Origin of the sequence: Scandinavium sp. UTDF21-P1B, assembly GCF_040750395.1 — a bacterium.
Taxonomy (GTDB): domain Bacteria; phylum Pseudomonadota; class Gammaproteobacteria; order Enterobacterales; family Enterobacteriaceae; genus Scandinavium.
In genome coordinates this window covers 189073-213674 of the sequence record NZ_JBFLVD010000015.1, presented here as the reverse complement: position 1 = coordinate 213674, position 24602 = coordinate 189073, and the positions used below count along the sequence as shown (strand labels likewise).

Sequence of the window (24602 nt, the reverse complement as noted above, 5' to 3'; positions counted from 1 at the left end):
CTACAAAATGACAACAACAAAATTAGACCCAATCGAAACCGCGTCCGTTGATGAACTGCAGGCCCTGCAGACCGAACGCCTGAAGTGGACGCTGAATCATGCTTATAGCAATGTGCCCATGTACCGCCGCAAGTTTGATGAGGCGGGTGTACACCCTGACGATTTTAAAGAGCTGAGCGATATCCAGAAGTTCCCGTGCACCACTAAGCAGGATCTGCGCGATAATTATCCGTTCGACACTTTCGCCGTGCCAATGGAGCAGGTGGTGCGCATTCATGCCTCTTCCGGTACCACCGGTAAACCCACGGTTGTAGGCTATACCCAAAACGATATCGATACCTGGGCAAACATCGTGGCACGTTCCCTGCGTGCGGCTGGCGGTAGTGCGAAAGACAAAATTCACGTGGCGTACGGCTATGGTTTGTTTACGGGAGGGCTGGGCGCGCACTACGGTGCAGAACGTCTGGGTGCAACGGTGATCCCGATGTCCGGCGGCCAGACCGAGAAGCAGGCGCAGCTGATCCGCGACTTCAAACCCGACATGATCATGGTGACGCCCTCCTACTGCCTGAACCTGATTGAAGAGATGGAGCGCCAGATGGGCGGCGACGCCAGCTTATGTTCGCTGCGCGTCGGCGTGTTCGGTGCAGAGCCGTGGACACTGGCGATGCGCAAAGAGATTGAGCGCCGCCTCGGCATTACCGCGCTGGATATCTATGGCCTCTCCGAAGTCATGGGCCCGGGCGTGGCGATGGAGTGCCTCGAAACCGCCGACGGCCCGACCATCTGGGAAGATCATTTCTACCCGGAAATCGTCAACCCGAACGACGGCTCACCGCTGGCCGACGGCGAGCAGGGCGAACTACTGTTCACCACGCTGACCAAAGAAGCGCTGCCGGTGATTCGCTATCGTACCCGCGATCTGACGCGCCTGCTGCCGGGCACAGCCCGCACCATGCGCCGCATGGATCGTATCAGCGGGCGCAGCGATGACATGCTGATCATCCGCGGCGTGAACGTCTTCCCGTCGCAGCTGGAAGAGGAGATCGTCAAGTTTGAGCATCTGTCGCCGCACTACCAGCTGGAGGTGAACCGTCGCGGGCATCTTGATTCGCTCTCCGTTAAGGTGGAGCTGAAAGAGAGCAGCCTGACGCTGACCCACGAGCAGCGCTGCCAGGTATGTCATCAACTGCGCCACCGCATTAAGTCGATGGTGGGTATTTCCACCGACGTGACGATCGTCAACTGTGGCAGCATTCCACGTTCTGAAGGCAAGGCTTGCCGCGTATTTGACCTGCGTAAAGTGGCGGCGAACGGGTAAATCTGCATTATTTGCCGGGCGGCACGTTGTTTGCCCGGCCTGGAACATCTCGTAGGCCGGCTAAGCGCAGCGCCACCCGGAAAGCCTGTGCTATGATTCATCCAGGATGAAAACAACAACAGAATGAATCAAATGAGTAAGCTCGACGCCTTTATTCAGCACGCGGTAGCCGCCGTTCCGGTGAGCGGCACATCTCTGATCTCCTCACTTTATGGCGATGCTTTGTCCCATCGTGGCGGCGAAATCTGGCTTGGCAGCCTGACGGCTCTGCTGGAAGGGCTCGGCTTTGGCGATCGCTTCGTGCGTACCTCGCTGTTTCGACTCAATAAAGAGGGCTGGCTGGATGTATCCCGTATCGGACGGCGCAGCTTTTACCGTCTGAGCGACAAAGGGCTACGTCTGACGCGCCGTGCGGAGAGCAAAATTTACCGCGCCGAACCGCCACCCTGGGACGGCACCTGGCTGCTTTTACTGTCTGAAGGCCTCGATAAAAGCACGCTGGCAGACGTGAAAAAACAGCTGATCTGGCAGGGCTTCGGCACGTTGGCGCCGAGCCTGATGGCGTCTCCCTCACAGAAGCTGGCGGACGTTCAGGCTCTGCTGCACGAGGCGGGCGTGGCGGAGAACGTCATCTGCTTTGAGGCGCAGTCGCCGTTAGCGACTTCGGTCAGTGCGCTGCGCGCCCGCGTGGAAGAGTGCTGGCAGCTGACCGAGCAGAATCAGATGTATGAAAATTTCATCAATACTTTCAGACCGTTGCTGCCGCTATTGCGGGACGCTGCGCCGGATGAGCTGACGCCCGCGCGCTGTTTCGCCATTCAGCTGTTGGCGATCCACCTTTATCGACGGGTGATCCTGAAAGATCCGTTACTGCCGGAAGAGCTATTGCCCGCGCACTGGGCAGGACAGGCCGCTCGTCAACTGTGTATCAATATTTATCAGAGCGTCGCCGCAGGTGCGCTGGCGTGGGTTAGCGAGAAGGGGGAAACCTCCGTCGGAGCGCTGCCGCAGCCAGCTTCGCTGTTTTATCAGCGCTTTGGCGGCCTGAATCTTAAATAAGGAGTTTAACCATGCCGGTTTATCAGATTGATGGCTTAACGCCGGTAGTGCCGGAAGAGAGCTACGTGCACCCGACGGCGGTGCTGATTGGCGACGTGATCCTCGGCAAAGGTGTCTACGTGGGGCCCAATGCCAGCCTGCGCGGTGATTTTGGCCGTATTGTGGTGAAAGATGGTGCCAATATTCAGGATAACTGCGTCATGCACGGCTTTCCTGAGCAGGATACCGTTGTGGAAGAAGATGGCCATATCGGCCATAGCGCGATTCTGCATGGCTGCGTGATCCGCCGTAATGCTTTGGTGGGCATGAACGCGGTGGTCATGGACGGTGCGGTGATTGGTGAAAACAGCATTGTTGGCGCGGCGGCTTTTGTGAAAGCTAAAGCAGAAATGCCCGCCGATCACCTGATTATCGGCAGCCCGGCGAAAGCGATTCGCCGCCTCAGCGCCGAAGAAATGGAATGGAAAAAGCGCGGTACGCGTGAGTATCAGGTGCTGGTGGAACGCTGTAAATTAACAATGCATCAGGTTGAACCCCTGCGGGAGGTGGAGGAAGGGCGCACGCGGCTGACGTTCGATGAAAACCTGCGGCCGAAATCCTCTCAGTAAGAAATTAGCCCTCTTCGTCTGAAGAGGGCTAAAGAGGGTGCTTTTGGCACCAAACCTGTCGTCAGACGCGGGGATAGCTCCCCGCGTTTGTCAGTCACTTCCTCGATTCGTAGGCGAGAACCGCTCTGATTTCCATACCACGCTCTTTGACGGTCAGCTCACATAACGTTTCGCGGACCATCAGCGTGAACCCCAGAACGGTGATACACAGCACAATCACCGTTATCAGGGCGTACTTTGTCAGCATAGCTGTTGCCTCCTTTCTGATGAAGGACTACCATCCAACTGTTCAGGTTTGGAGTGGTAGCCCCAGGTTGATAGACATATTGCCTGGGGCTTTTACTTTCTGACTCCTGCACGCACTGCCTGCCTCATGCCTGAGACCAGAAAGCCTCAAGCACCCGCCGCCATTCTACGCTGTGCTAAATCACCGGGAAGATAAGTCTGCTGATTTTACGAGCAGGCTCGGAAAGAATCGTAAGGGAAGGATTTTGCGGATAAAAAAACCTCCCACCGGGCGGTGAGAGGCTGGAGATCTTATGCTGCAACCAGGCTGTCGATAGCGGTTTTGGCATCGGTCTGCGCTTTGGTGGCGACTTCTGGCCCGTAAGCGATACCTTCAGCAAACACGAAGTTCACGTCGGTGATGCCGATGAAGCCCAGGAACAGCTTCATGTACGGTGCCAGCAGGTCGGTTGGGGTGTCTTTGTGGATACCGCCACGGCTGGAAACTACTACCGCACGTTTGCCTTTTACCAGACCTTCCGGACCGTTTTCGGTATAGCGGAAGGTCACGCCAGCGCGAGCCACCAGATCGAAATAGTTTTTCAGCTGAGTCGGGATGTTGAAGTTGTACATCGGTGCGGCAATAACGATCACGTCATGCGCCTGCAGTTCGGCAATCAGCTCATCGGAGAGCGCCAGCGCTTCCTGCTGACGTGGCGTCAGTGGTGCATCGCTCGGACGCAGTGCGCCAACCAGTTCACCATCCAGTACCGGGATTGGCTGTGCAGCCAGGTCACGAACGGTAATCTGATCGGCCGGGTGTTTTTCAGCCCACTGATCAACAAAATAGTCGGTCAGCTGACCAGACTGAGAGTACCCTGCCAGAATACTGGATTTGAGAACTAATACTTTGCTCATGGGTGTTTCCTTTTATGAGATTGACGGGCCCGTGCCCTGTTGCTTGTTGACACTCTATTCACAATCCTGTCGCAGGGATAGCGCAATATATCGAAGCCTTCGTTCAAATTTATTGATGAAGGAAAGCGAAGCCCCGATATGGTAATCTGACACAATCAAAACAGAGACACTTTCCCGGCAGTGCGCTGCCCGATAAGACTATGACAGAACAACATAAACTGACTTTTTCTCAGCTGCATGAACGACTCGACGGCCTGATGCTACGCGACAAAACGCGCTTCGCCCGCCGTCTGCATGGCGTGAAGAAGGTTAAAAATCCTGAATCACAGCAGGCCATTTTGCAGGAGATGGCGCAGGAGATCGCCCAGGCCGCAGGGAAAGTCCTGCTGCGCGAAGCGGCGCGCCCTTTGATTACCTATCCGGAAAACCTGCCGGTCAGCCAGAAAAAGCAGGATATTTTCAACGCCATTCGCGATAACCAGGTGGTGATTGTGGCGGGGGAAACCGGTTCGGGGAAAACCACCCAGCTGCCGAAAATCTGTATGGAGCTGGGCCGCGGGCTGAAGGGGCTGATTGGTCACACCCAGCCGCGTCGACTGGCGGCGCGAACCGTTGCTAACCGTATTGCTGAAGAGCTACAAACCGAGCCGGGCGGCTGCATTGGCTATAAGGTCCGCTTCAGCGACCACGTCAGCGATAACACGATGGTTAAGCTGATGACAGACGGGATCCTGCTGGCGGAAATCCAGCAGGATCGCCTGCTGATGCGGTACGACACCATCATCATCGATGAAGCTCACGAGCGTAGCCTGAACATTGATTTCCTGCTCGGCTACCTGCGCGAACTGCTGCCAAAACGTCCGGATCTGAAGATTATTATTACCTCGGCAACCATCGACCCGGAGCGTTTCTCAAAACATTTCAATAACGCACCGATAATTGAGGTTTCCGGGCGTACTTTCCCGGTGGAAGTGCGCTACCGTCCGATAGTTGAAGAGGCGGATGACACGGAACGCGATCAGCTGCAGGCCATTTTCGATGCGGTGGATGAGCTGGGGCAGGAAAGTCCGGGCGATATCCTGATCTTTATGAGCGGCGAGCGAGAGATTCGTGATACCGCTGATGCGCTGAGCAAGCGCGATCTGCGCCATACCGAGATTCTGCCGCTTTACGCGCGCCTGTCGAACAGCGAGCAGAACCGCGTGTTCCAGTCACACAGCGGAAGGCGGATCGTGCTGGCAACCAACGTTGCCGAAACCTCGCTCACCGTGCCGGGTATTAAATACGTGATCGACCCGGGTACCGCACGCATCAGCCGCTACAGCTATCGCACCAAGGTACAGCGGTTGCCGATTGAGCCAGTTTCTCAGGCCTCCGCTAACCAGCGTAAAGGGCGCTGCGGGCGCGTCTCCGAAGGGATCTGTATTCGACTCTATTCGGAAGATGATTTCCTGTCGCGTCCGGAATTTACCGATCCGGAAATTCTGCGCACTAACCTGGCGTCGGTTATTTTGCAGATGACTTCGCTGGGGCTCGGCGATATTGGCGCATTCCCGTTCGTGGAAGCGCCGGATAAGCGCAATATCCAGGACGGCGTGCGTCTGCTGGAAGAGCTGGGCGCTATTACCACTGACGAACAGCAAACCGTTTATAAATTGACGACCATGGGTCGCCAGCTTGCTCAACTGCCGGTCGATCCGCGCCTGGCACGCATGGTGCTGGAAGCACAGAAACACGGCTGTGTGCGTGAGGCGATGATTATCACCTCCGCGCTGTCGATTCAGGATCCGCGCGAGCGTCCGATGGACAAGCAGCAGGCCTCTGATGAAAAACATCGCCGCTTCCACGACAAAGAGTCGGATTTCCTGGCGTTTGTGAACCTGTGGAACTACCTCGGCGAGCAGCAAAAAGCGCTGTCGTCGAACCAGTTCCGACGTCTGTGCCGCACGGATTACCTCAACTACCTGCGCGTGCGCGAGTGGCAGGATATCTACACTCAGCTTCGCCAGGTGGTGAAAGAGCTGGGTATCCCGGTGAACAGCGAACCGGCCGAATACCGCGAAATTCATATCGCTCTTTTGACGGGGCTGCTTTCCCATATCGGCATGAAAGATACCGATAAGCAGGAATTTACCGGCGCGCGTAACGCCCGATTCTCCATTTTCCCGGGCTCCGGCTTATTCAAAAAGCCGCCTAAGTGGACGATGGTGGCTGAACTGGTGGAAACCAGCCGCCTTTGGGGGCGCATTGCCGCACGCATCGATCCGGAATGGGTCGAGCCGGTGGCGCAGCACCTGATTAAGCGCTCATACAGCGAACCGCACTGGGAACGCTCACAGGGGGCGGTGATGGCGACGGAGAAAGTGACCGTCTACGGTCTGCCTGTCGTGGCGGCACGTAAGGTGAACTACAGCCAGATTGATCCGGCGCTGTGCCGTGAGCTGTTTATCCGCCATGCGCTGGTGGAAGGTGACTGGCAGACGCGTCACGCGTTCTTCCGCGACAACAACAGACTGCGCACCGAAATCGAAGAGCTGGAGCACAAATCCCGCCGCCGCGACATCCTGGTGGACGACGATTCGTTGTTTGAGTTTTACGATCAGCGCATCAGCCATGAAGTGATTTCCGCCCGCCATTTCGACAGCTGGTGGAGGAAGGCCAGCCGTGAAACGCCGGATCTGCTCAGCTTTGAAAAGAGCATGCTGATCAAAGAGGGGGCGGAGAGCGTCAGCAAGCTCGACTACCCGAATTTCTGGCATCAGGGCAACCTGAAGCTGCGCCTGAGCTATCAGTTCGAGCCGGGCGCCGATGCCGATGGCGTCACGGTGCATATTCCGCTGCCGCTGCTGAATCAGGTGGAGGAAGCCGGTTTTGAATGGCAGATTCCGGGTCTGCGACGCGAACTGCTGATTGCGCTTATTAAATCGCTGCCGAAACCCGTGCGCCGCAACTTTGTGCCAGCACCGAACTACGCCGAAGCATTACTGGGCCGCGTTACGCCGCTGGAACTGCCGCTGCTGGATGCCATGGAGCGGGAGCTGCGCCGCATGAGCGGTGTCACTATCGACCGTGAGGACTGGCACTGGGATCAGGTGCCCGATCACCTTAAAATGACCTTCCGCGTCGTCGATGACAAAAACAAGAAGCTTCAGGAAGGGCGAGACCTGACGGCGTTGAAAGACGCGCTTAAAGGTAAAGTGCAGGAGACGCTTTCCGCCGTAGCGGACGACGGTATCGAGCAGAGTGGTTTGCACCTGTGGAGCTTCGGTACGCTTGCCGAAAGCTATGAGCAGAAGCGCGGTAACTACAAAGTGAAGGCCTGGCCTGCGCTGGTGGATGAACGCGACAGCGTTGCCATTAAGCTGTTTGATAATCCGCTGGAGCAGCAGCAGGCGATGTGGCGTGGTTTACGCCGCCTGTTGCTGCTGAACATTCCTTCGCCGATTAAGTATCTGCACGAAAAGTTGCCAAACAAGGCCAAGCTCGGTCTCTATTTTAACCCGTACGGCAAAGTGCTGGATTTGATTGATGACTGCATCTCCTGCGGCGTGGACAAGCTGATTGACGAGGCGGGCGGTCCGGTGTGGACGGAAGAGAACTTCGCGAAGCTGCACGAGAAAGTGCGCGCAGAGCTGAACGATACCGTGGTTGAGATTGCTAAACAGGTGGAGCAGATCCTGACCGCCGTCTTCAACATCAACAAGCGGTTGAAAGGGCGCGTGGACATGACCATGGCGCTTGGCCTTTCAGACGTGAAAGCGCAGATGGCGGGGCTGGTGTACCGTGGGTTTGTCACCGGTAACGGTTTTAAGCGGCTGGGTGATACGCTACGTTATCTCAACGCAATTGAGAAACGACTGGAAAAACTGGCTGTCGATCCCCACCGCGATCGCGCAAATATGCTGAAAGTGGAAAGCGTACAGCAGGCGTGGCAGCAGTGGCTGAACAAGCTACCGCCGGGGCGTCGGGAAGACGACGATGTGAAGGAGATTCGCTGGATGATCGAGGAGCTGCGCGTCAGCTATTTTGCGCAGCAGCTCGGCACGCCGTATCCGATTTCCGACAAGCGTATTTTGCAGGCGATGGAGCAGATTTCTGGTTAAAAACCATGCCCGGTGGTGCTGCGCTTACCGGGCCTACGGAAGAAAATGTAGGCCGGGTAAGGCGTAGCCGCCACCCGGCTGATTATCGTTCCACAATTGCCAGCGTAAACCCATCCCAGCCTTTTACGCCCACGGTTTGCAGCGCCGTGCAGGTCAGGCGCGGATTATTGCCCATCATCTCGATGAATTTCCGCACGCCCTGAACGCTTTTATCAGAGCTTGCAGGATGGGTGACTTCGCCTTCGCGCACCACGTTATCGCCGACGATCAGCGTCCCCGACCGTGAAAAACGCAGCGCCCATTCCAGATAATGTGGGTTATTGGGCTTATCGGCGTCGATAAAGATCAGATCAAACGTGGTTGCCGGATCCAGCGCCGCCAGTGATTCCAGCGCCGGCCCTTCAATCACCTCCACCTTGTGCGCCACGCCTGCGCTTTGCAGATTCTGGCGGGCGACGGCGGCGTGATGCGGGCTGAATTCAAGCGTCGTTAGCCTGCCATTCTCGGGAAGCTCTCTGGCCATCCAGATTGTGCTGTATCCGCCGAGGGTGCCAATTTCCAGAATGCTTCTGGCGCCTGTCATCCTTACAAACAGCGCCAGCAGCTGTCCCTGATTGGCTGCCACGTCAATAGCGGGCAGGCCAGCCTTGTGGTTATTCTCAAGCACGCTTTCCAGGACAGGATCGGCAGGCAGGAGCGCGTTGATCAAATAGTTATCGACAGCAGATCACGATTTTTGCATCTCTGAGCCTCACAGTGAGCGTCACCCTGACAGAGAAGACCAGCCGCCTCCCAGCGACCGGTAAAGATCGATTTGTGCCAGCAGCAGGTTGTTTTTCACCTGCACTACGCTCAGCTGCGTGGAAAACAGCGTACGCTGAGCGTCGAGCACGTCCAGGTAGGACGAATAGCCGTTGCGGTAGCGGTTTTGCGCGATGCGCAGCGTCTCTTCCGCCACCTGTTGCTGCTCTTGCAGGGCTTCCAGCTGTTCGCCGTAGCGGGTGATGGCGTCGAGGCTGTCGTTGACTTCGCTGAAGGCGCTCCGCACCGTTTTTTCATAGCTGTAAAGTGCCTGATTGCGCTGGGACATCGACACGTCCACCTGTGCATTCAGCGCCTGTCGGTTCAACAGCGGGGCGAGAATGCTGCCGCCGACGCTCCAAAGGCGCAGCGGATTATCGAGTAACCCCGACAGCGCATCGTCCTGATAGCTACCGCTGGCGGTCAGGCTGAGGGAAGGCAACAGCTGTGCCTTTGATGAGGCGAGCGTTTCGTCAGCGGCCAGCAGCGTCCGTTCGGCCTGCACGATATCCGGGCGGCGGTTCAGCAGCGTGGACGGCAGTTGTGACGGGGCAGCCAGCGGCGTGAGCGTGGCAAACGTCTGGCGTTCCACCCTTGCCGGATTCTGGCCGAGCAGTGCGCTCAGCGCGTTTTCCTGCTGCGCTATCTGGTGCTGCACCTGTGGCACCTGGGCGCGCGTCCCGCGTAGTTCAGAGTCGGCCTGCATCAGCTCCAGTCGGGAGGTATATCCCGTTTCGTACTGCCGTTTCGCAAGGCGGTAAGCTTCTTCGCGAGATTTCAGTGTGTCCTCAGTGACCCTAAGCTGTTCGTCGAGCGACAGCAGGGTGACGTAACCCGCCGCTACGCTTGAGGCAACGGTCAGCTCGGCAGCGGAAGCCGCTGCTTTTTGCGCGTCAAGCGAGGCTTCAGCTGCTCGTGATGCGGCGCGATTCGCTCCCCACAGGTCCACATCATAGGTTGCGGTCAGGCTGCCTTTATAAAGCGTGCTGTGGATGGGTAAGCCCGTTGCTGCTGACTGAGCCCGCGCCCGGGTGCCGCTCAGCCCGGCATCGACGGAAGGGAACAGTGCGCCTTCCGTTGCATAAGCGCGAGCCTGATATTCATTCACGCGTTCCCGGGCAATCAGCACGTCGCTGTTATAGCGCAACGCCTGCTCAACGTACTGATTCAGCTGGCTGTCGTGAAAATTACGCCACCACACGCTCTCCGCCGGGCTTGCCGGACCCACGCTCTGCCGCCATGCGCCCGGAATTTGCAGGTGCGAGTCGGCTTTCTGAACATCAACGGAGTGACATCCCGCCAGCAGCAGCGCGGCGGCAAGAGAGGATAAGCGCCTCATTTCTGCGCCTCACGGGTATCAATCGTCACCTGCACCGACATGCCCGGCCGCAGGCGTTCGGCGTTTTTCTGCCCCTCATCAACCGTAATGCGCACCGGAATACGCTGGGCGATTTTCACGAAGTTGCCGGTGGCGTTATCCGGAGAAATGGCACTGAACTCGACGCCGGTCGCCGGGGAGATGCTCTGGACCTTGCCGTGGAATTTTTCGTTATTGAGCGCATCAACGGTGAATGTCGCAGTCTGGCCAACCTTCAGCTCTGCAAGCTGTGTCTCTTTGATGTTGGCTATCACCCAGTGCTGCGGTGGCACAAGCGTGGTGAGATGCGTTCCGGCGGTGACGTAGGCGCCAAGACGCACGCTGATTTGCCCCAGTTGGCCGTCACGCGGCGCGATGATGCGGGTATTTTGCAGATCGATCTGCGCCAGCTCCAGTGAGGCTTCAGCATTGGTCACATCCGCTTCCAGCGAGGCACGGTTGACGATGGTTGACTGTAGATCCTGTCGGGACATCTCAAGCGTGGCGTTCGCCTGGGCGATATTGGCGTTGCCTTGCGCGGCGCTGGCAAGTGCTGCATCACGTTCGCGTATAGAGAGTGAACCGTCAGCGGTCAGCTCCTTCACGCGCTTCAGGTCTGCCTGCGACTTCAGGTTTTGCGCTCTGGCGTTTTCGAGCGCGGCGGCGTTGCGGGCAATGGCCGCTTCGGCGCTTTTTCGCTGCTGCAGGTTGTTGTTCAGCGCGGCTTTTTTCATGGCAAGCTGGGCCTGCGCCTGATGCACCCGCTGGCGGTAAATGCGGTCATCAATCTGGATAAGCACATCGCCAGCCCGTACCTGGTCAAAATCTTTCACCTTCACGTCGGTGATGTAGCCATTGACCTGCGGGCTGATAAAGGTGGTCATGCCACGCACGTAGGCGTTATCGGTAAACTGGCTGTGGCGAGTGAACGGCGGCAGCTGCCAGGCGTAAAGAATGACCAGAACGCCGACCAGCCCAATGGCCGCGGCGGTAAACACAGAAACGATGCGCAGATTGTTGCGCGTGTGGGCCTGCTCGCTGGCGGCATCCTGCTGACTCATAACAACTCCCGTATAGCGGACATATTTATTTGTTTCCCGTAGCTTTTTTCAGCGCCAGATGCGCGGTGATGCGCAGGCGCAACAGACGCCAGGCAATCCAGATTAACGTCATGCCCGCAATGCAGGCGGTCAGCAGGTAAGTATCGTTGTAGGCCAGAATGTTGGCCTCCAGCGTGCTGACGGTCTGGAGCTGCGTCAGCGCCTGAGTACCGAGCAGGGCGCTGTCGCCAATCTGGCTCTGAAAAAGCTGCGTATATTGCTGGATGCGCTCGGTCACCAGCGGGTTCAACGTTGTCAGCTGTTCTGCTATCAGCGCTGAGTGATATTTCTCCCGCCAGGTCTGGAAGGTGCCGAGGATCGCCGACCCCAGCAGGCCGCCGATGTTCTGGCTCATGCCAAACAGCACGGAAAAGCTGACCAGATTGCGCGGGTCGGCAATTACGCCGCCGATCCCGGCAAGCATGGAAGGGGCGAGGAAGAACGCGCTGGCGAAGCCCAACAGAAACTGACTGACCATCAGCTGTGCGGGGCGAGTCAGGCTGCTGGACTGGCTGTCCATCAGCGAGGCAACGATCATCAGCGCCAGCGAAATAACAATCGGCAACGCCAGCCGCTGCGGCTTGAGGGTCAGACAGCTGGCGACAATCCCACAGGCGATTCCGGCAAAAATCGACCACGCCAGCGGGATCATCTGCTCGTTTTGCAGCCCGACATACTGCAGCCAGCCGATAACGCCGGTGTTCTGTTCCGCCAACACAATGCGGATCAGCAGCATAATCAGCCCCAGGCGCAGAATACTCCCGCTGGAGAGCCAGCGGGTATTGAGCAGCGGGTTACTGCGGTTATGTTCAAAGACGATGGCGCTGATGATAAGCACCGTGGCGAGGGCGAGCGACCAGCCAATCCACGGCGCCTCAAACCACCAGTCAAGACGCCCCAGAGAGAGCACCGCGCACAGCAACGCCATGCCGGGAGCGAGCAGGAAAAACGTCACAAAATCTTTCTTTTCGAACACTTTTTTGCGATCGCTCGGCGGCAGCTTCAGGGCGATAACGCAGGCAAGACAAATCAGCGCCAGCCCCAGCTCAAAGAAATAGAGGCCGCGCCACTCGTCGAGCTGCAACAGTTCGGTAGAAAACAGGCGGGCAAGGGGGATCGCCAGCGATGAACCGGTGATGCCGATGATCAGCCCCTTAAGGCGGTGACGCGCAGGCCAGGCCTGAATCTGGTAGTAAATCCCCAGCGAACTGAGCGCCGCGGCGACCATGCCGTGTGCCGCGCGCACCATCAGGGCGCTGCTCAAATCGTTGACGAAAAGGTGGAAGAAGGTGACCAGCACGTACAGCACCAGAAACCCTTCGGTAAAGGCGCGCAGCCCGAACTGCTGGCGAAACTTCACCAGCAGCAGGTTGATGGAGACGTTGGTCATCACGTAAACCGCAGGAAGCCAGGCGATTTCCGTTGACCAGGCGGCAAACGTACCTTGCAAATTTTGCAGGTTAGCCGTCACAACGGCGTTGCCCAACGCACCGGTCAGGCAAACCAACAGACCGACAATCCCGTACGCGATACGTTTGGGTATGGGGTGTTCCGGCGTGGAAGGGGAACCGAGCAGGGCGGGCTTCTCATGGGGTGCCCAGTCGTGTGGCGCGTACGGGTCGCGTTTCGGCAGGCGCATCTTATCCCTCAGACCTTGCGGAAAATACATTCAAACCGTTAATCGTTAGTGTGCTAATGATTGTAGTCCTGTTACAAAACATTACTCAAGTGAATCGGTTAATACTGTCACAAAAACACCCTGAATAAAAAGAGCCAATCACCGCGCAGAGACAAAGCAACAGGCTCGCTTTCGGAGCCCTCTGCTGTCATCATCCGTCCAGGACGTTACCCTGAACGCTGACATACGAAAGAAGGGAGTACTATGCTGACCACCTTTCCACACCTGACTGATGCAACTCTGCAGGCCGCTAACTGCGTGGGTGAATGGCTGGCGCAAAACGATTATTCTGCGCCGCCAGTAAACGCTGAGGCAGATCTTGTGGTGCTCGCAGGCAATGCGGTTATCCCGACGATTGACGCCGCGTGTCGCCTGGCCGCAGAGAACCGGACCCTGCTTATCAGCGGCGGCATCGGTCACTCAACCACGTTCCTGTATGCTGCTGTTGCCCGTCATCCGCGCTACAACACGCTGCGTACCACAGGGCGGGCAGAAGCGGCCATTCTTGCCGATATCGCACATCGGTTCTGGAATATTCCCCGTGAGCGTATTGTTGTAGAAGATCGTTCGACTAACTGTGGCGAAAATGCCCGTTTTACGCGCGACGTTATGCAGTCATGCGGAATCGGGAGTCGCCACGCTATTGTTGTGCAGGATCCGACCATGCAGCGTCGCACTATGGCGACGTTTTCCCATGTCTGGCAGGACGATGCCAGCGCGCCACAGTGGCACAGCTATCCGGGCTATTTGCCCGTGCTGCGTAACGGCGAAACAGGCCTGACCTTTACCGATGAAGCGGAGAACGTCTGGCCCGTCGAGCGTTATTTGTCGCTGATCCTTGGCGAACTGCCGCGTATTCAGGACGATGAAAACGGCTACGGCCCGCGCGGAAAAGGCTTTATCGCACATGTTGACCTGCCTGAAAGCGTGCTGAGCGCCTGGCAGCACCTGCGCGACGATGCGCTGCTGCGTGAAGCGTTAGCCAGCCGTTCTCTTCTGTAACGTCTTATGCGTATGCCCGTTTGCGAGCCGCCGTGCTCAAACGGGCACTTCTTGTTAACGCGATGTTGCTGCTGAATCGCGTTCAGCCCGCCACTTTTATGAGATATCTCACAGATTCAGGATCATAGCGTTGGACCCTCGCCGCTGCATTTGGATATTTAACAATAAATTCACTTGTTAAAAACGATGCATTTACAGGAGCAGCGCATGACAGCACCCGTTCAACACCCTATGTATATCGACGGCCAGTTTGTGACCTGGCAAGGCGACGCCTGGATTGACGTGGTTAATCCCTCAACCGAAGCGCTGATCTCCCGTATTCCGGATGGCTCCGCCAAAGAAGCGCAGCAGGCCATTGAGGCGGCTGAACGTGCGCAACCCGCGTGGGAAGCGCTTCCGGCTATTCAGCGTGCGGGCTGGCTGAGGAAAATTGCGCAAGGTATTCGCGATCGAGCGGACGAAATCAGCGCCCTTATCGTCGCGGAAGGCGGTAAAATTCAGCAGCTGGCAGAAGTGGAAGTGGCTTTTACTGCCAACTATCTCGACTACATGTCCGAATGGGCGCGCCGCTACGAAGGCGAAATTTTGCAAAGCGACCGTCCGGGGGAGAATATTTTTGTCTTCAAGCGGGCGCTGGGCGTCACCACCGGCATTCTGCCGTGGAACTTCCCGTTCTTCCTGATTGCCCGCAAGCTTGCTCCGGCGCTGATTACCGGTAACACCATCGTCATTAAGCCAAGCGAATTTACGCCGAACAATGCCATCGCCTTTGCGCAAATTGTGCATGAGATTGGTCTGCCAAAAGGTGTATTCAACCTGGTGCTGGGCCGCGGTGAAACGGTTGGGCAGGCGCTGGCGGGGAACCCGAAAGTCGCGATGGTCAGCATGACGGGCAGCGTCGGCGCGGGCGAAAAAATCATGGCGGCGGCGGCAAAAAATATCACCAAAGTGTGCCTGGAACTGGGCGGAAAAGCCCCGGCGATCGTGCTCGACGATGCCGATCTTGAGCTGGCGGTGAAGGCCATTGTGGATTCCCGCGTGATCAACACCGGGCAGGTATGCAACTGCGCCGAGCGTGTCTATGTCCAGAAGGGCATTTACGATCGCTTCGTCAATCGTCTGGGTGAGGCGATGAAAGCGGTACAGTTCGGTGACCCGGCGCAGCGTACCGATATTGCGATGGGCCCGCTTATCAACGCCGCTGCGCTTGAGCGCGTAGAGCAGAAAGTGGCGAAAGCGGTTGAGCAGGGCGCCAGAGTCGCCATTGGCGGCAAAACGCCGGAGGGCAAAGGCTATTTCTACCCGCCAACGCTGCTGCTGAACGTGCGCCAGGAGATGAGCATCATGCATGAGGAAACGTTCGGCCCGGTGCTGCCGGTGGTGGCGTTCGATACGCTTGAAGAGGCCCTGAAGATGGCGAACGACAGCGAATATGGCCTCACCTCTTCCGTCTACACCCAGGATTTGAACAAAGCGATGAAGGCCATCAAAGGGCTGAAGTTCGGTGAAACCTATATCAACCGCGAGAACTTTGAGGCGATGCAGGGCTTTCATGCGGGCTGGCGCAAATCCGGCATCGGCGGCGCCGATGGTCGCCACGGGCTGGAGGAGTATTTGCAGACGCAGGTGGTTTATTTGCAGTCGTAAGTTTTGAGGAGTGCCGGGTGGCGCTGACGCTTACCCGACCTGTGAGACTGGCATAAATGTCATTTTCTGGGCAGGTCGGGTAAGGCATCGCCGCCACCCGACAAAAAGGGCTACGCTGTGCTACAACTTAGGGCGACTCTCTCCATGACGAGGTACGCCCATGACTGAAAAAGTGAATGCCCAATGCCACTGTGGCGTGGTGAAGTTTACGGTTGAGCTGGCGGACGGATTTAACACGATCCGCCGCTGCAATTGCTCTTTCTGTCGGATGCGCGGGGCGGTAGTGGTCTCCGCGCCTCTCTCCGGGATCCACATTACCCACGGCAAAGAAAAGCTGGCCGAATACCGCTTCAATACCCGCACTGCCGCCCACTATTTTTGTTCGGTCTGCGGGATTTATACCTTCCATCAGCGTCGATCCAACCCTGACCAGTATGGGGTGAACGTTGCCTGCATTGAGAATGTGTCGCCGTTTGATTTCAGCGAAGTAACCGTAGCCGATGGGGTTCATCATCCTTCTGATGGCGGTGGCGGGGTGGCCGGGATCTTACGCTATACGCCAACAAAACCCGTATGAGAGCGGGCGTTGTGGCCTTTATCTGAAAGTCGCTATCAGGCCTGGCTTTCTGACATTCTGTCACGGACATGTTGCTATGATGCTTTTTTAACGAGGTGATTATGGCAACGACTAAAAACTGGTCCCCGGAGCTTGAAGGTCTGCGCGGCGCGGCGTCGCTGTGGGTATTTCTCGGGCATATTGCGCTACTGGTGAACTGCAAGATACCGATTATTGCGGTGCCCAAGCTGGGCGTCGATCTGTTTATTTTGCTGTCCGGCTATCTGATGACCAAAAATTATATTGAGCGTCAGACGAAAGAACCGTGGGGGCAATGGCAGACCATCAAAACCTTCTGGCTGCGGCGCTATTTCCGTATTGCGCCGCTCTATTATGTGCTGCTGTTTGTTGCGCTGCTGGCCGGGCATTATCTTGGCGATATGCGTGAAATTATTGCGGGCGCCTTTCCCTCGACGGCCACCGAAACGTCGCGCTACAGCGACATCTCCTTCTTCAACGTGCTGGCGCACCTGACCTTTACGTTTGGCGATCTGCCGCAATATGCCTACAACACCGCGCTGCCGGACTGGAGCATCGGGCTTGAGATGCAGTATTACGTCCTGTTCCCGTTCATCATGCTGTTGACGCTCCGTTTGGGCTTTGCCCTGGCGATGGTCACCCTGATGATTTTTGTGCTTGCCGGGCGTTATCTGTTGCCCGATCTGTATACCGCGTTCCCGATGCCGTCGATGATCCTGATTAAGCTGCATATTTTCATTGCGGGCATGCTGATGGCAGAGGCGGTCAGGCAGCGCCGCCTTCTGTTTATTGCGCTTGCACTGCTGGCTCCGGTGGTCAGCGCCATGATGAATATCCGTATGGACAGCATGCAGGTCTTTATTGAGGCGCTGATGATTCTGGGCATGACGGGCGTGTTGTGGCCGTGGCAGCAGCAAAATCTGATGCAGCGCCTGTTCAGCTTGTTACGCGCCGTGCTGTGCCATCGATTTTTCACCTGGCTTGGCGACGTCTCATATTCGGTTTATCTGCTGCACCTGCTGGTGGTGATGCCAGTGATTGGCCTGCTGCTCAAATATGCACACCTGGCAACGCACGGCAGCGGGGTGCGCTATCTGATTACCATCGGATTATGTTTCCCGGTCGTGTATCTCTTAGCCACCGTATTACATCGGGTTATTGAAATGCGCGGTATCGCGTTCGGGAAAAGGGTGATCCAGAACGGAAATAAAGCGGAAAAAGCGCTTAACCTGCCCTGAAATAAGAAAGGCATAAGGACAGCCTTATGCCTTTTCGCTTTATTCCTGCCTGCTTACAGCTTGACGAATTTTTCCAGCACGCGAATCAGCTGAGTCACAAAACCGTATTCGTTGTCATACCACGATACGGTTTTCACCAGTTGCAAATCGCCGACTTCGGTGATTTCAGTCTGAGTGGCATCGTACACTGAGCCAAAATGACTGCCGATCACGTCGCCTGAGACAATTTCCTCTTCGGTATAACCGAATGATTCATTGCCATCGGCGGCTTTTTTCAGGGCCGCGTTGACCTCATCCGCCGTGACTTTTTTACCCAGAATGGAGACCAGCTCCGTTACCGATCCTGTTTTCACCGGCACGCGCTGCGCATGGCCTTTCAGCTTGCCGCTCAGCGCCGGGATCACCAGACCAATCGCCTTCGCCGCGCCGGTGGTGTGCGGAATAATGTTTTCAGCCGCCGCGCGGGAGGCGCGTAAATCTTTTCCTCTTGGCCCGTCCACCAGCGCCTGGGTGCCGGTATACGCATGAATGGTGGTCATGGTGCCGACTTTGATTTCAAACGCGTCGTGCAGCGCTTTTGCCATTGGGGCGAGGCAGTTGGTGGTGCAGGATGCCACCGAAATTATGGTGTCGTTTGCATCGAGGGTATCGTCGTTGACGTTAAAAACGATGGTTTTCATGTCGCCTGCGGGGGCGGAAATCAGCACTTTTTTGGCACCTGCATCGAGATGCGCTTTGGCTTTGTCCGTGGCGGTGTAGAACCCGGTGCATTCAATCACGTACTCCACGCCTGCCGTTTTCCACGGGATCTGGCTGGCATCCTTCTGCGCATAAACTGCGATTTTTTTGCCGTCGACGATTAGCGCATCCTCCGTATGGTCCACGCTCCACGGAAAAGGGCCGTAGTTGGAGTCATGCTTCAGCAGGTACGCCAGCACCCTGGGCGACGTTAAATCGTTAATCGCCACCACTTCCTGCGTACTTTTGACTTCCAGCAGGCGGCGAAGTACCAGGCGTCCGATACGTCCAAAACCGTTAATGCCAATCTTACTCATTCATCTTCTCCTGTCGGGGTTGTCTTAATCGTCAATAAACTCCTCCAGGCTTAGACCAGTTGCTCTGCCAGGGCAACTGAACAACCGCAAATGGGCGTTAACAGTATGAAAATAGATACAGAAAAGTTAATGAATTTTTCAGGCAAGGCCGCTATGGTAGCGCTTTCATCTTCTTTCCGGAAATCAATAACGATGCGGGATAAATATTCTGGTCTGCAAATAGGCATTCACTGGCTGGTTTTTTTGCTGGTCATCGGCGCGTATTGCGCCATGGAGCTGAGGGGCTTCTTTCCACGGACTTACCGTCCGTACTTTAATATGGTGCACGTCTCCTGCGGCATCTCGATTCTGGTGCTGATGGTGGCGCGCCTGCTGGTGCGGCTGAAGCACAAATCGCCACCGATTGTGCCTAAGCCAAAACCGTGGATGACCGGAATGGCGCATCTGGGGCATCTGGTGATTTATCTGCTGTTCATTATTTTGCCGATTATCGGTCTGGTGATGATGTACAACCGAGGCAACCCATGGATTGCGTTTGGCATCACCATGCCGCACGCAGCGGAGGCCAATTTTGATCTGGCGGATAATCTCAAGGAATACCACGTGTGGCTGGCGAATTTTGGCTATTACGTGATTGGTCTGCACGCGCTGGCATCATTGATGCATCACTATTTCTGGAAGGACAATACGTTGCTGCGCATGATGCCGCGTAAGAAGTAACAGAAATGTCGGGTGGCGCTGCGCTTACCCGACCTACGACCTCAACATGCATTTGTAGGCCGGGTCAGGCGCAAGCCGCCGCCCGGCAAACGGGATTAGCTCCCCGGCATCGACTTACGAATCGCGCTTAGCAGCGTCTGGGCACCGCTCGACAGCGGTGAATCCACCCGGGTTAAAATCCCGATAGGTTCGCCCGCACCCTGATTCGGCACCGGCAGCGCCGCCAGCGTGCCGCGGCGTAAATCATCTTTCACCGCGCCCGATGGCACAAACCACACGTAGTCAAAATCCACCGTCAGCTGGCGCGACAGCGAAGCCGACAGCGTTTCAATACAGCCTGAAGGAATTTTACAGCCCTGGCTCAGCACCAAAGCTTCGGCGTTCTGTCGTGGAACGGTGCCTTTCGGCGATACCACCACCGGCCACTCCATCACTTTGCTGAGCGTGACGGTTTCCTGCAAAAGAGGGTGGTTCGGACGGACAACCAGCTTGAGCGACTCGAGGAACAGCAGTTCGTAGTTGAGGCCGCTCATCAGCTCCGGGTCGGACATGCGCCCAATCCCCAGATCAATCTCACCTGATTTCAGCCCCGCCAGCAGCATGGTGTTATTCATGGTGGCAACCTGGAGCGTGATGTCTTTTTGCTGCTGATGGAACGGGCCTATCACTGCGGGAAGAATGCCGAGCGCGGCGGTTGGCAACGCACCGACCCGCACTACGTCACCGCTGAGGCCTTCTTTGCGGCTTAAGGCCTGCCCGGCGGTGTTCAACGCATCGAGCACTTTTACCGCGTGGGTCAGAAACTGTTCGCCGACCAGCGTGAGCTGCGCGCCTAAACGCCCGCGATCGAACAGGCGCGTGCCGGTCAGCTGCTCCAGCTCGTTGAGAGTTTTAGAGAGCGCAGGCTGGCTAAGGTTGAGGGTTTCTGCCGCGCGCCCCAGCGTTCCCTGTTGAGCGACGGCGACGAAGGTATGCAAATGGCGCAAGCGAATGCGCTGACTGAAGAGACCGTTTTTTTCCATAACCGGATGTTAAAGAGAGTCAGAGATCGCAATCAAGACAACTTGTTTAAATTTGATAACTTGCTAGCAAAATATCATTAACATTTGTCCGGGCAGGGTGACGGTGAGTTATGGAAACAGCAGAAAAGACGACCCACGGCATAAGGGCATCGGACTAAAAGCGCATCAGAGATCGGAGAATACCGTTTTCGCTTCGCCCTGAAGGTGGATGGTAAAGCGACAGACGACTTCATTGCCACGCGGTTCGCACTGGCCGACAGAGGTTATCCGCGATCACAATTCAGAAATTCTTCCTACCGGGCGGAAAAGGCTTATGTACACTCCAGGTAATATTCACTGGAGACATGACATCATGGCGAACACCATCACGGCTGATGAGATTCGGGAAAACTTTTCGCAGGCTATGTCAGCGATGTACCAGCAGGAAGTTCCACAGTACGGCACGCTGCTGGAACTGGTGGCGGATGTGAACCTGGCAGTGCTTGAGAACCATCCTCAGCTACATGAACAACTGGCGAACGCCGATGAACTGGCGCGTCTGAACGTTGAGCGCCACGGCGCGATCCGAGTAGGGTCAGCCGAGGAACTGGCAACACTGCGCCGCATGTTTGCCGTGATGGGAATGTATCCCGTCAGCTATTACGATCTCTCGCAGGCGGGCGTGCCGGTGCATTCCACCGCGTTTCGTCCGGTGGAGGATGCTGCGCTTGCCCGCAATCCGTTCCGCGTCTTTACCTCATTGCTTCGTCTGGAGCTGATCGAAAACGTTGAGCTGCGCAACAAGGCCGCTGAGATTCTGGCGAAACGACAGATTTTCACTTCGCGCTGCCTGGATTTGATCGCGCAGCATGAAGTGCAGGGCGATCTGACCGAAGCGGAAGCTAAAGAGTTTGTGAAGGAAGCGCTGGAAACCTTCCGCTGGCACAGTCATGCCACGGTGGATCAGGAAACTTATCTGGCGCTGCACAACGAACACAGGCTGATTGCCGACGTTGTATGCTTCCCCGGCTGCCACATCAACCATCTGACGCCGCGCACGCTGGACATCGATCGCGTTCAGCAGCTGATGCCGGAGTATGGCATCGAACCGAAGATTCTGATTGAAGGTCCTCCGCGCCGGGAAGTGCCGATTCTGTTGCGTCAGACCAGCTTCAAAGCCCTTGAGGAACCCGTTCTGTTTGCCGGGGAGCATCGCGGAACGCACACCGCGCGTTTCGGCGAAATCGAACAGCGCGGCGTAGCGTTAACCCCGAAAGGACGGGCGCTGTATGACGCGTTGCTGGCGGAAGCGGGCACCGGAAAAGACAACCTCAGCCATCAGCAGCATCTTTCGGAGATGTTCAAATCCTTCCCCGACAGTGAAATGTTCCTCAGACGTCAGGCGCTGGCGTACTTCCGCTATCGCCTGACGCCTGCGGGTGAAGCGCATCGCCAGGCATTCCGTCCGGGTGATGACCCGCAGCCGCTTATCGAGCGAGGCTGGCTGGTGGCGCAGCCCATCACCTATGAAGACTTTTTGCCGGTGAGCGCAGCGGGGATCTTCCAGTCAAACCTCGGCAATGAAACTCAGGCCCGCAGCCGCGGCAACGCCAGCCAGGCAGCCTTCGAAGAAGCGCTAGGCTGCCCGGTGCTGGACGAGTTTGAGCTGTACCAGGAAGCTGAAGACCGCAGTAAACGCCGCTGCGGGTTGCTGTAAATCAGCCTTTGGCGGCGTTGCTAACGGGGCGCTAACCCGCATAAACTGGGATGAATGCGCGTAAAAGGAAGAAAACAATGCATCATCCTGCTACACCGCTGGCTCATACCCGGCAGGGGTCTCTGCTGGGTTTTACCGAAGATAACACCCATTGCTATCGCGGCATTCCGTTCGCGGCCCCGCCAGTCGGCGCTTTGCGCTGGCGTTCGCCGCAGCCCGTTACGCCATGGGAAGGCGTGCGTGATGCACAAACCTTCTCTCCGGCCAGCTGGCAAAATATCGACTACTGCCGCGAACTCGGCGGCGGCGATCCGGGGCGGTTCTCCGAAGATTGTCTCTATCTCAACGTCTGGACGCCTGCCGAACGCACCACTCCCTTACCGGTGATGGTCTGGCTGCACGGTGGGGGTTTTACGATTGGAGCAGGCAGTCTGCCGCCCTATGATGGAAAACGGCTGGCGCAGCGCGGCGTAGTGCTGGTGACGGTTAACTATCGTCTTGGGCATCTCGGCTGCTTTGCGCACCCGGCGCTGGACGGTGAAGAGGGCGAACGCATCTGTAACTTCTCGCTGCTCGATCAGATTGCCGCGCTGAAATGGGTGCAGGAAAACATTGAAGCGTTTGGTGGCGATCGTGACAACGTCACGCTGTTTGGCGAGTCTGCCGGTGCGCGCAGCGTGCTCTCCTTACTGGCATCACCAAAATCTAAGCATTTGTTTCACAAGACTATAGTCCAAAGCGGTTATACGTTGCCCGATACGCCGGTCGACAAAGCGCTGGCGCAGGGCGAAGCCGTTGCCGCCCATTTCGGTCTGCAAAACGCGACGGCTGAACAGCTGCGTGAGATTCCTGCCGAAGCCCTCTGGCCGCTGGAAGGCGCGCTGAAGCCCGGCCCGGTACCCGTCTGCGGCGATGCCGTTTTACCTGAGCCGATGCTGGAAACCTTCTTTACCGCACGCCAGCATCCCATGCCAGTGGTAATTGGTTCTAATAGCGATGAAGCGAGCGTGATGGCGGTGTTTGGCGTCGATCTGGCGGAGCAAATTCAGCAGCTTCGCCGCGAGCGTCGGCTGGGGCTGGGCCTGATTAAGCTGCTTTATCCCGGCGTAAAAGGAGACGAGGAGCTGGGTCGCCAGGTATGCCGGGATATGGCTTTCACCACGCTGGGATTTGTGGTGATGCAGGCGCAGCAGCGCATCGGCCAGCCGTGCTGGCGCTATTGGTTTGACTATGTGGCGCAGGCTGAGCATGACACCTACAAAAACGGCGCCTGGCACGGTAACGAAGTGCCTTATGTGTTTGATACGCTGACGCTCGCCGAGCCTGCCCGGCAGTACGTAAACGAACACGACCTTGCGTTTGCGAAGCGGGTGGCGGATTACTGGGTGAGTTTCGCCCGTGATGCGAGCACAGCAAACGACACGCTGCCCGGCCCGGTTCGCTGGCCTGCGTCGGTCAAAGGCCGCGACAGGCTGTTACGCATTGGACTGAATAAATATGCCGGTTTCAAAATGGAAAACCGCTTTATGCGCGCGCGGATGGTGCTGTTTCGGCGAGTGATGCGTCATCACGTGACGCTGGATTGAGCAGGCCGTCGCGAAACTGCGTCAGCCCGCTGGCTTTCGCAGAACTTTCGCGCAGCACCAGGCGATAGCTGGCCCCGGTTTTCACACTCATCGCGTAGGGGCGCACCAGCCTGCCACTGAGTAAATCTTCCTGGACGAGCGTTTCGTCAGCAATCGCTACGCCAAAGCCCTGCACGGCGGCGGTGATAGCCAAATCCATAGTGTCGAAGTGTTGATTCTTTTGCATGGCAGAAGGCAGCGGTTCAGGCAATTTTGCCAGCCACAGCGACCAGTCGGTTTTATCGCGCGTGGGGTGTAAAAACGTCATACCTGAAAACTGACTGTTTTCCGCCAGGCGGTGGCTGACGACCGGCGTCAGCGACTCCTCAAACAGCAGATCGCCCGCGTTCATATGCGTGCCAAAGACAATGGCGGCATCGAACGGCTCGGTCCTGAAGTTGACCGAATGCTCGGTGGTGGTGGTCAGCGCAATCTGCATCTCCGGAAAGCGCTGTTCAATCTCAACCAGCCGCGGCACAAGCCAGCGCATTGCGCAGGTTGGGGCTTTAAGCCTGACCACGCTCTGCTGCTGGCGCGCCTGTTCGGCGACCAGCACCATCTGGTTAAACGACGTCATCAGCTCCGGATAGAGCGCGCTGCCCTGAGGCGACAGGCGCAGGCCGCGTGCCAGACGCTCAAACAGCGGAAACCCGAACCAGGCTTCCAGCGTGGCAATCTTGCGGCTCACCGCGCCCTGGGTCAGGCACAGCTCTTTCGCCGCGTGCGTCAGGTTCAGGTGCCGGGCGGTCACCAGAAAAGTTTCGATAGCGTTTAGCGGCAACTGGCTACGGGACATGCGGGCTCCAGCTATGCAATTTGGTCATGACGAGTA

At 57.0% G+C, this 24602-nt stretch carries 20 protein-coding genes; 11 read left to right on the top strand and 9 right to left on the bottom strand.

The features are described from left to right. The first annotated feature begins 7 nt into the window (after positions 1-7). The 3 genes from paaK to paaY all read left to right on the top strand — a co-directional run bounded on the left by paaK (position 8) and on the right by paaY (position 2988). Positions 8-1321: a phenylacetate--CoA ligase PaaK gene (gene paaK / locus AB1287_RS13220; RefSeq protein ID WP_435618057.1), complete on the top strand. Its 1314-nt coding sequence runs from the start codon at positions 8-10 to the stop codon at positions 1319-1321. A gap of 123 nt (positions 1322-1444) precedes the next feature. Next, the gene (gene paaX, locus AB1287_RS13215; protein ID WP_312626759.1) at positions 1445-2380 is read left to right on the top strand and encodes a phenylacetic acid degradation operon negative regulatory protein PaaX; all 936 of its coding nucleotides are present in this window, start codon (positions 1445-1447) and stop codon (positions 2378-2380) included. A gap of 11 nt (positions 2381-2391) precedes the next feature. Continuing rightward, positions 2392-2988: a phenylacetic acid degradation protein PaaY gene (gene paaY, locus AB1287_RS13210; RefSeq protein ID WP_312626760.1), complete on the top strand. Its 597-nt coding sequence runs from the start codon at positions 2392-2394 to the stop codon at positions 2986-2988. A gap of 94 nt (positions 2989-3082) precedes the next feature. On the opposite strand, the gene AB1287_RS13205 is transcribed toward paaY, so the two are convergent. Both AB1287_RS13205 and azoR read right to left on the bottom strand, forming a co-directional pair. Then, on the bottom strand, positions 3083-3235 hold the full coding sequence (locus AB1287_RS13205) for a Hok/Gef family protein (protein WP_435618056.1): 153 nt from the start codon (positions 3233-3235) through the stop codon (positions 3083-3085). Positions 3236-3525: 290 nt separating this feature from the next. Continuing rightward, positions 3526-4131 (bottom strand): FMN-dependent NADH-azoreductase, encoded by a 606-nt coding sequence (gene azoR / locus AB1287_RS13200; protein WP_312628047.1) that lies wholly within the window; start codon positions 4129-4131, stop codon positions 3526-3528. Positions 4132-4331: 200 nt separating this feature from the next. Between azoR and hrpA the strand changes: the two genes are divergently transcribed. Next, positions 4332-8234: an ATP-dependent RNA helicase HrpA gene (hrpA, locus tag AB1287_RS13195; RefSeq protein ID WP_435618055.1), complete on the top strand. Its 3903-nt coding sequence runs from the start codon at positions 4332-4334 to the stop codon at positions 8232-8234. Positions 8235-8316: 82 nt separating this feature from the next. Here hrpA and AB1287_RS13190 read toward each other — a convergent pair whose 3' ends face one another. From AB1287_RS13190 to AB1287_RS13175, 4 genes are read right to left on the bottom strand one after another with little or no spacing between them, the layout of a single operon-like run. Beyond that, the gene (locus tag AB1287_RS13190) at positions 8317-8943 is read right to left on the bottom strand and encodes an O-methyltransferase (protein ID WP_435618054.1); all 627 of its coding nucleotides are present in this window, start codon (positions 8941-8943) and stop codon (positions 8317-8319) included. 54 nt (positions 8944-8997) lie between these two features. Further along, the gene (locus AB1287_RS13185) at positions 8998-10374 is read right to left on the bottom strand and encodes an efflux transporter outer membrane subunit (RefSeq protein WP_435618053.1); all 1377 of its coding nucleotides are present in this window, start codon (positions 10372-10374) and stop codon (positions 8998-9000) included. Then, positions 10371-11453: an HlyD family secretion protein gene (locus AB1287_RS13180; RefSeq protein ID WP_435618052.1), complete on the bottom strand. Its 1083-nt coding sequence runs from the start codon at positions 11451-11453 to the stop codon at positions 10371-10373. Before AB1287_RS13180 ends, AB1287_RS13185 begins: the two co-directional genes overlap by 4 nt. 25 nt (positions 11454-11478) lie before the next feature. Beyond that, complete coding sequence (locus tag AB1287_RS13175; protein ID WP_436799836.1) at positions 11479-13131, bottom strand: MFS transporter; 1653 nt, start codon at positions 13129-13131, stop codon at positions 11479-11481. Positions 13132-13374: 243 nt separating this feature from the next. Between AB1287_RS13175 and AB1287_RS13170 the strand changes: the two genes are divergently transcribed. The 4 genes from AB1287_RS13170 (at position 13375) to AB1287_RS13155 (ending at position 17652) form a co-directional block, all read left to right on the top strand. After that, complete coding sequence (locus AB1287_RS13170) at positions 13375-14172, top strand: YdcF family protein (protein ID WP_435618051.1); 798 nt, start codon at positions 13375-13377, stop codon at positions 14170-14172. Positions 14173-14379: 207 nt separating this feature from the next. Next, entirely contained in the window at positions 14380-15819 is a 1440-nt protein-coding gene (gene aldA / locus AB1287_RS13165) for an aldehyde dehydrogenase (RefSeq protein ID WP_435618050.1), read from the top strand. 160 nt (positions 15820-15979) lie between these two features. Then, complete coding sequence (locus tag AB1287_RS13160; protein ID WP_435618049.1) at positions 15980-16396, top strand: GFA family protein; 417 nt, start codon at positions 15980-15982, stop codon at positions 16394-16396. Positions 16397-16497: 101 nt separating this feature from the next. After that, entirely contained in the window at positions 16498-17652 is a 1155-nt protein-coding gene (locus AB1287_RS13155) for an acyltransferase family protein (protein ID WP_435618048.1), read from the top strand. A gap of 53 nt (positions 17653-17705) precedes the next feature. Here AB1287_RS13155 and gap read toward each other — a convergent pair whose 3' ends face one another. After that, complete coding sequence (gap, locus tag AB1287_RS13150) at positions 17706-18707, bottom strand: type I glyceraldehyde-3-phosphate dehydrogenase (RefSeq protein WP_435618047.1); 1002 nt, start codon at positions 18705-18707, stop codon at positions 17706-17708. A gap of 192 nt (positions 18708-18899) precedes the next feature. On the opposite strand from gap, the gene cybB reads away from it, so the two are divergent. Further along, on the top strand, positions 18900-19427 hold the full coding sequence (gene cybB / locus AB1287_RS13145; protein WP_312628060.1) for a cytochrome b561: 528 nt from the start codon (positions 18900-18902) through the stop codon (positions 19425-19427). Between the two features lie 95 nt (positions 19428-19522). On the opposite strand, the gene AB1287_RS13140 is transcribed toward cybB, so the two are convergent. Beyond that, positions 19523-20449 carry a LysR substrate-binding domain-containing protein gene (locus AB1287_RS13140; RefSeq protein WP_435618046.1) on the bottom strand — a complete coding sequence of 309 codons (927 nt, stop codon included), beginning with the start codon at positions 20447-20449 and terminating at the stop codon, positions 19523-19525. Between the two features lie 352 nt (positions 20450-20801). Here AB1287_RS13140 and hglS point away from each other — a divergent pair, with 352 nt between their 5' ends. Then, positions 20802-22145: a 2-oxoadipate dioxygenase/decarboxylase HglS gene (gene hglS, locus AB1287_RS13135; protein ID WP_312628062.1), complete on the top strand. Its 1344-nt coding sequence runs from the start codon at positions 20802-20804 to the stop codon at positions 22143-22145. Between the two features lie 77 nt (positions 22146-22222). Beyond that, positions 22223-23731 (top strand): carboxylesterase/lipase family protein, encoded by a 1509-nt coding sequence (locus AB1287_RS13130; RefSeq protein WP_435618045.1) that lies wholly within the window; start codon positions 22223-22225, stop codon positions 23729-23731. Here AB1287_RS13130 and AB1287_RS13125 read toward each other — a convergent pair. After that, positions 23670-24566, bottom strand: a complete 897-nt coding sequence (locus AB1287_RS13125; RefSeq protein ID WP_312628065.1) for a LysR family transcriptional regulator — start codon at positions 24564-24566, stop codon at positions 23670-23672. The genes AB1287_RS13130 and AB1287_RS13125 overlap by 62 nt on opposite strands. Positions 24567-24602 lie beyond the last annotated feature (36 nt).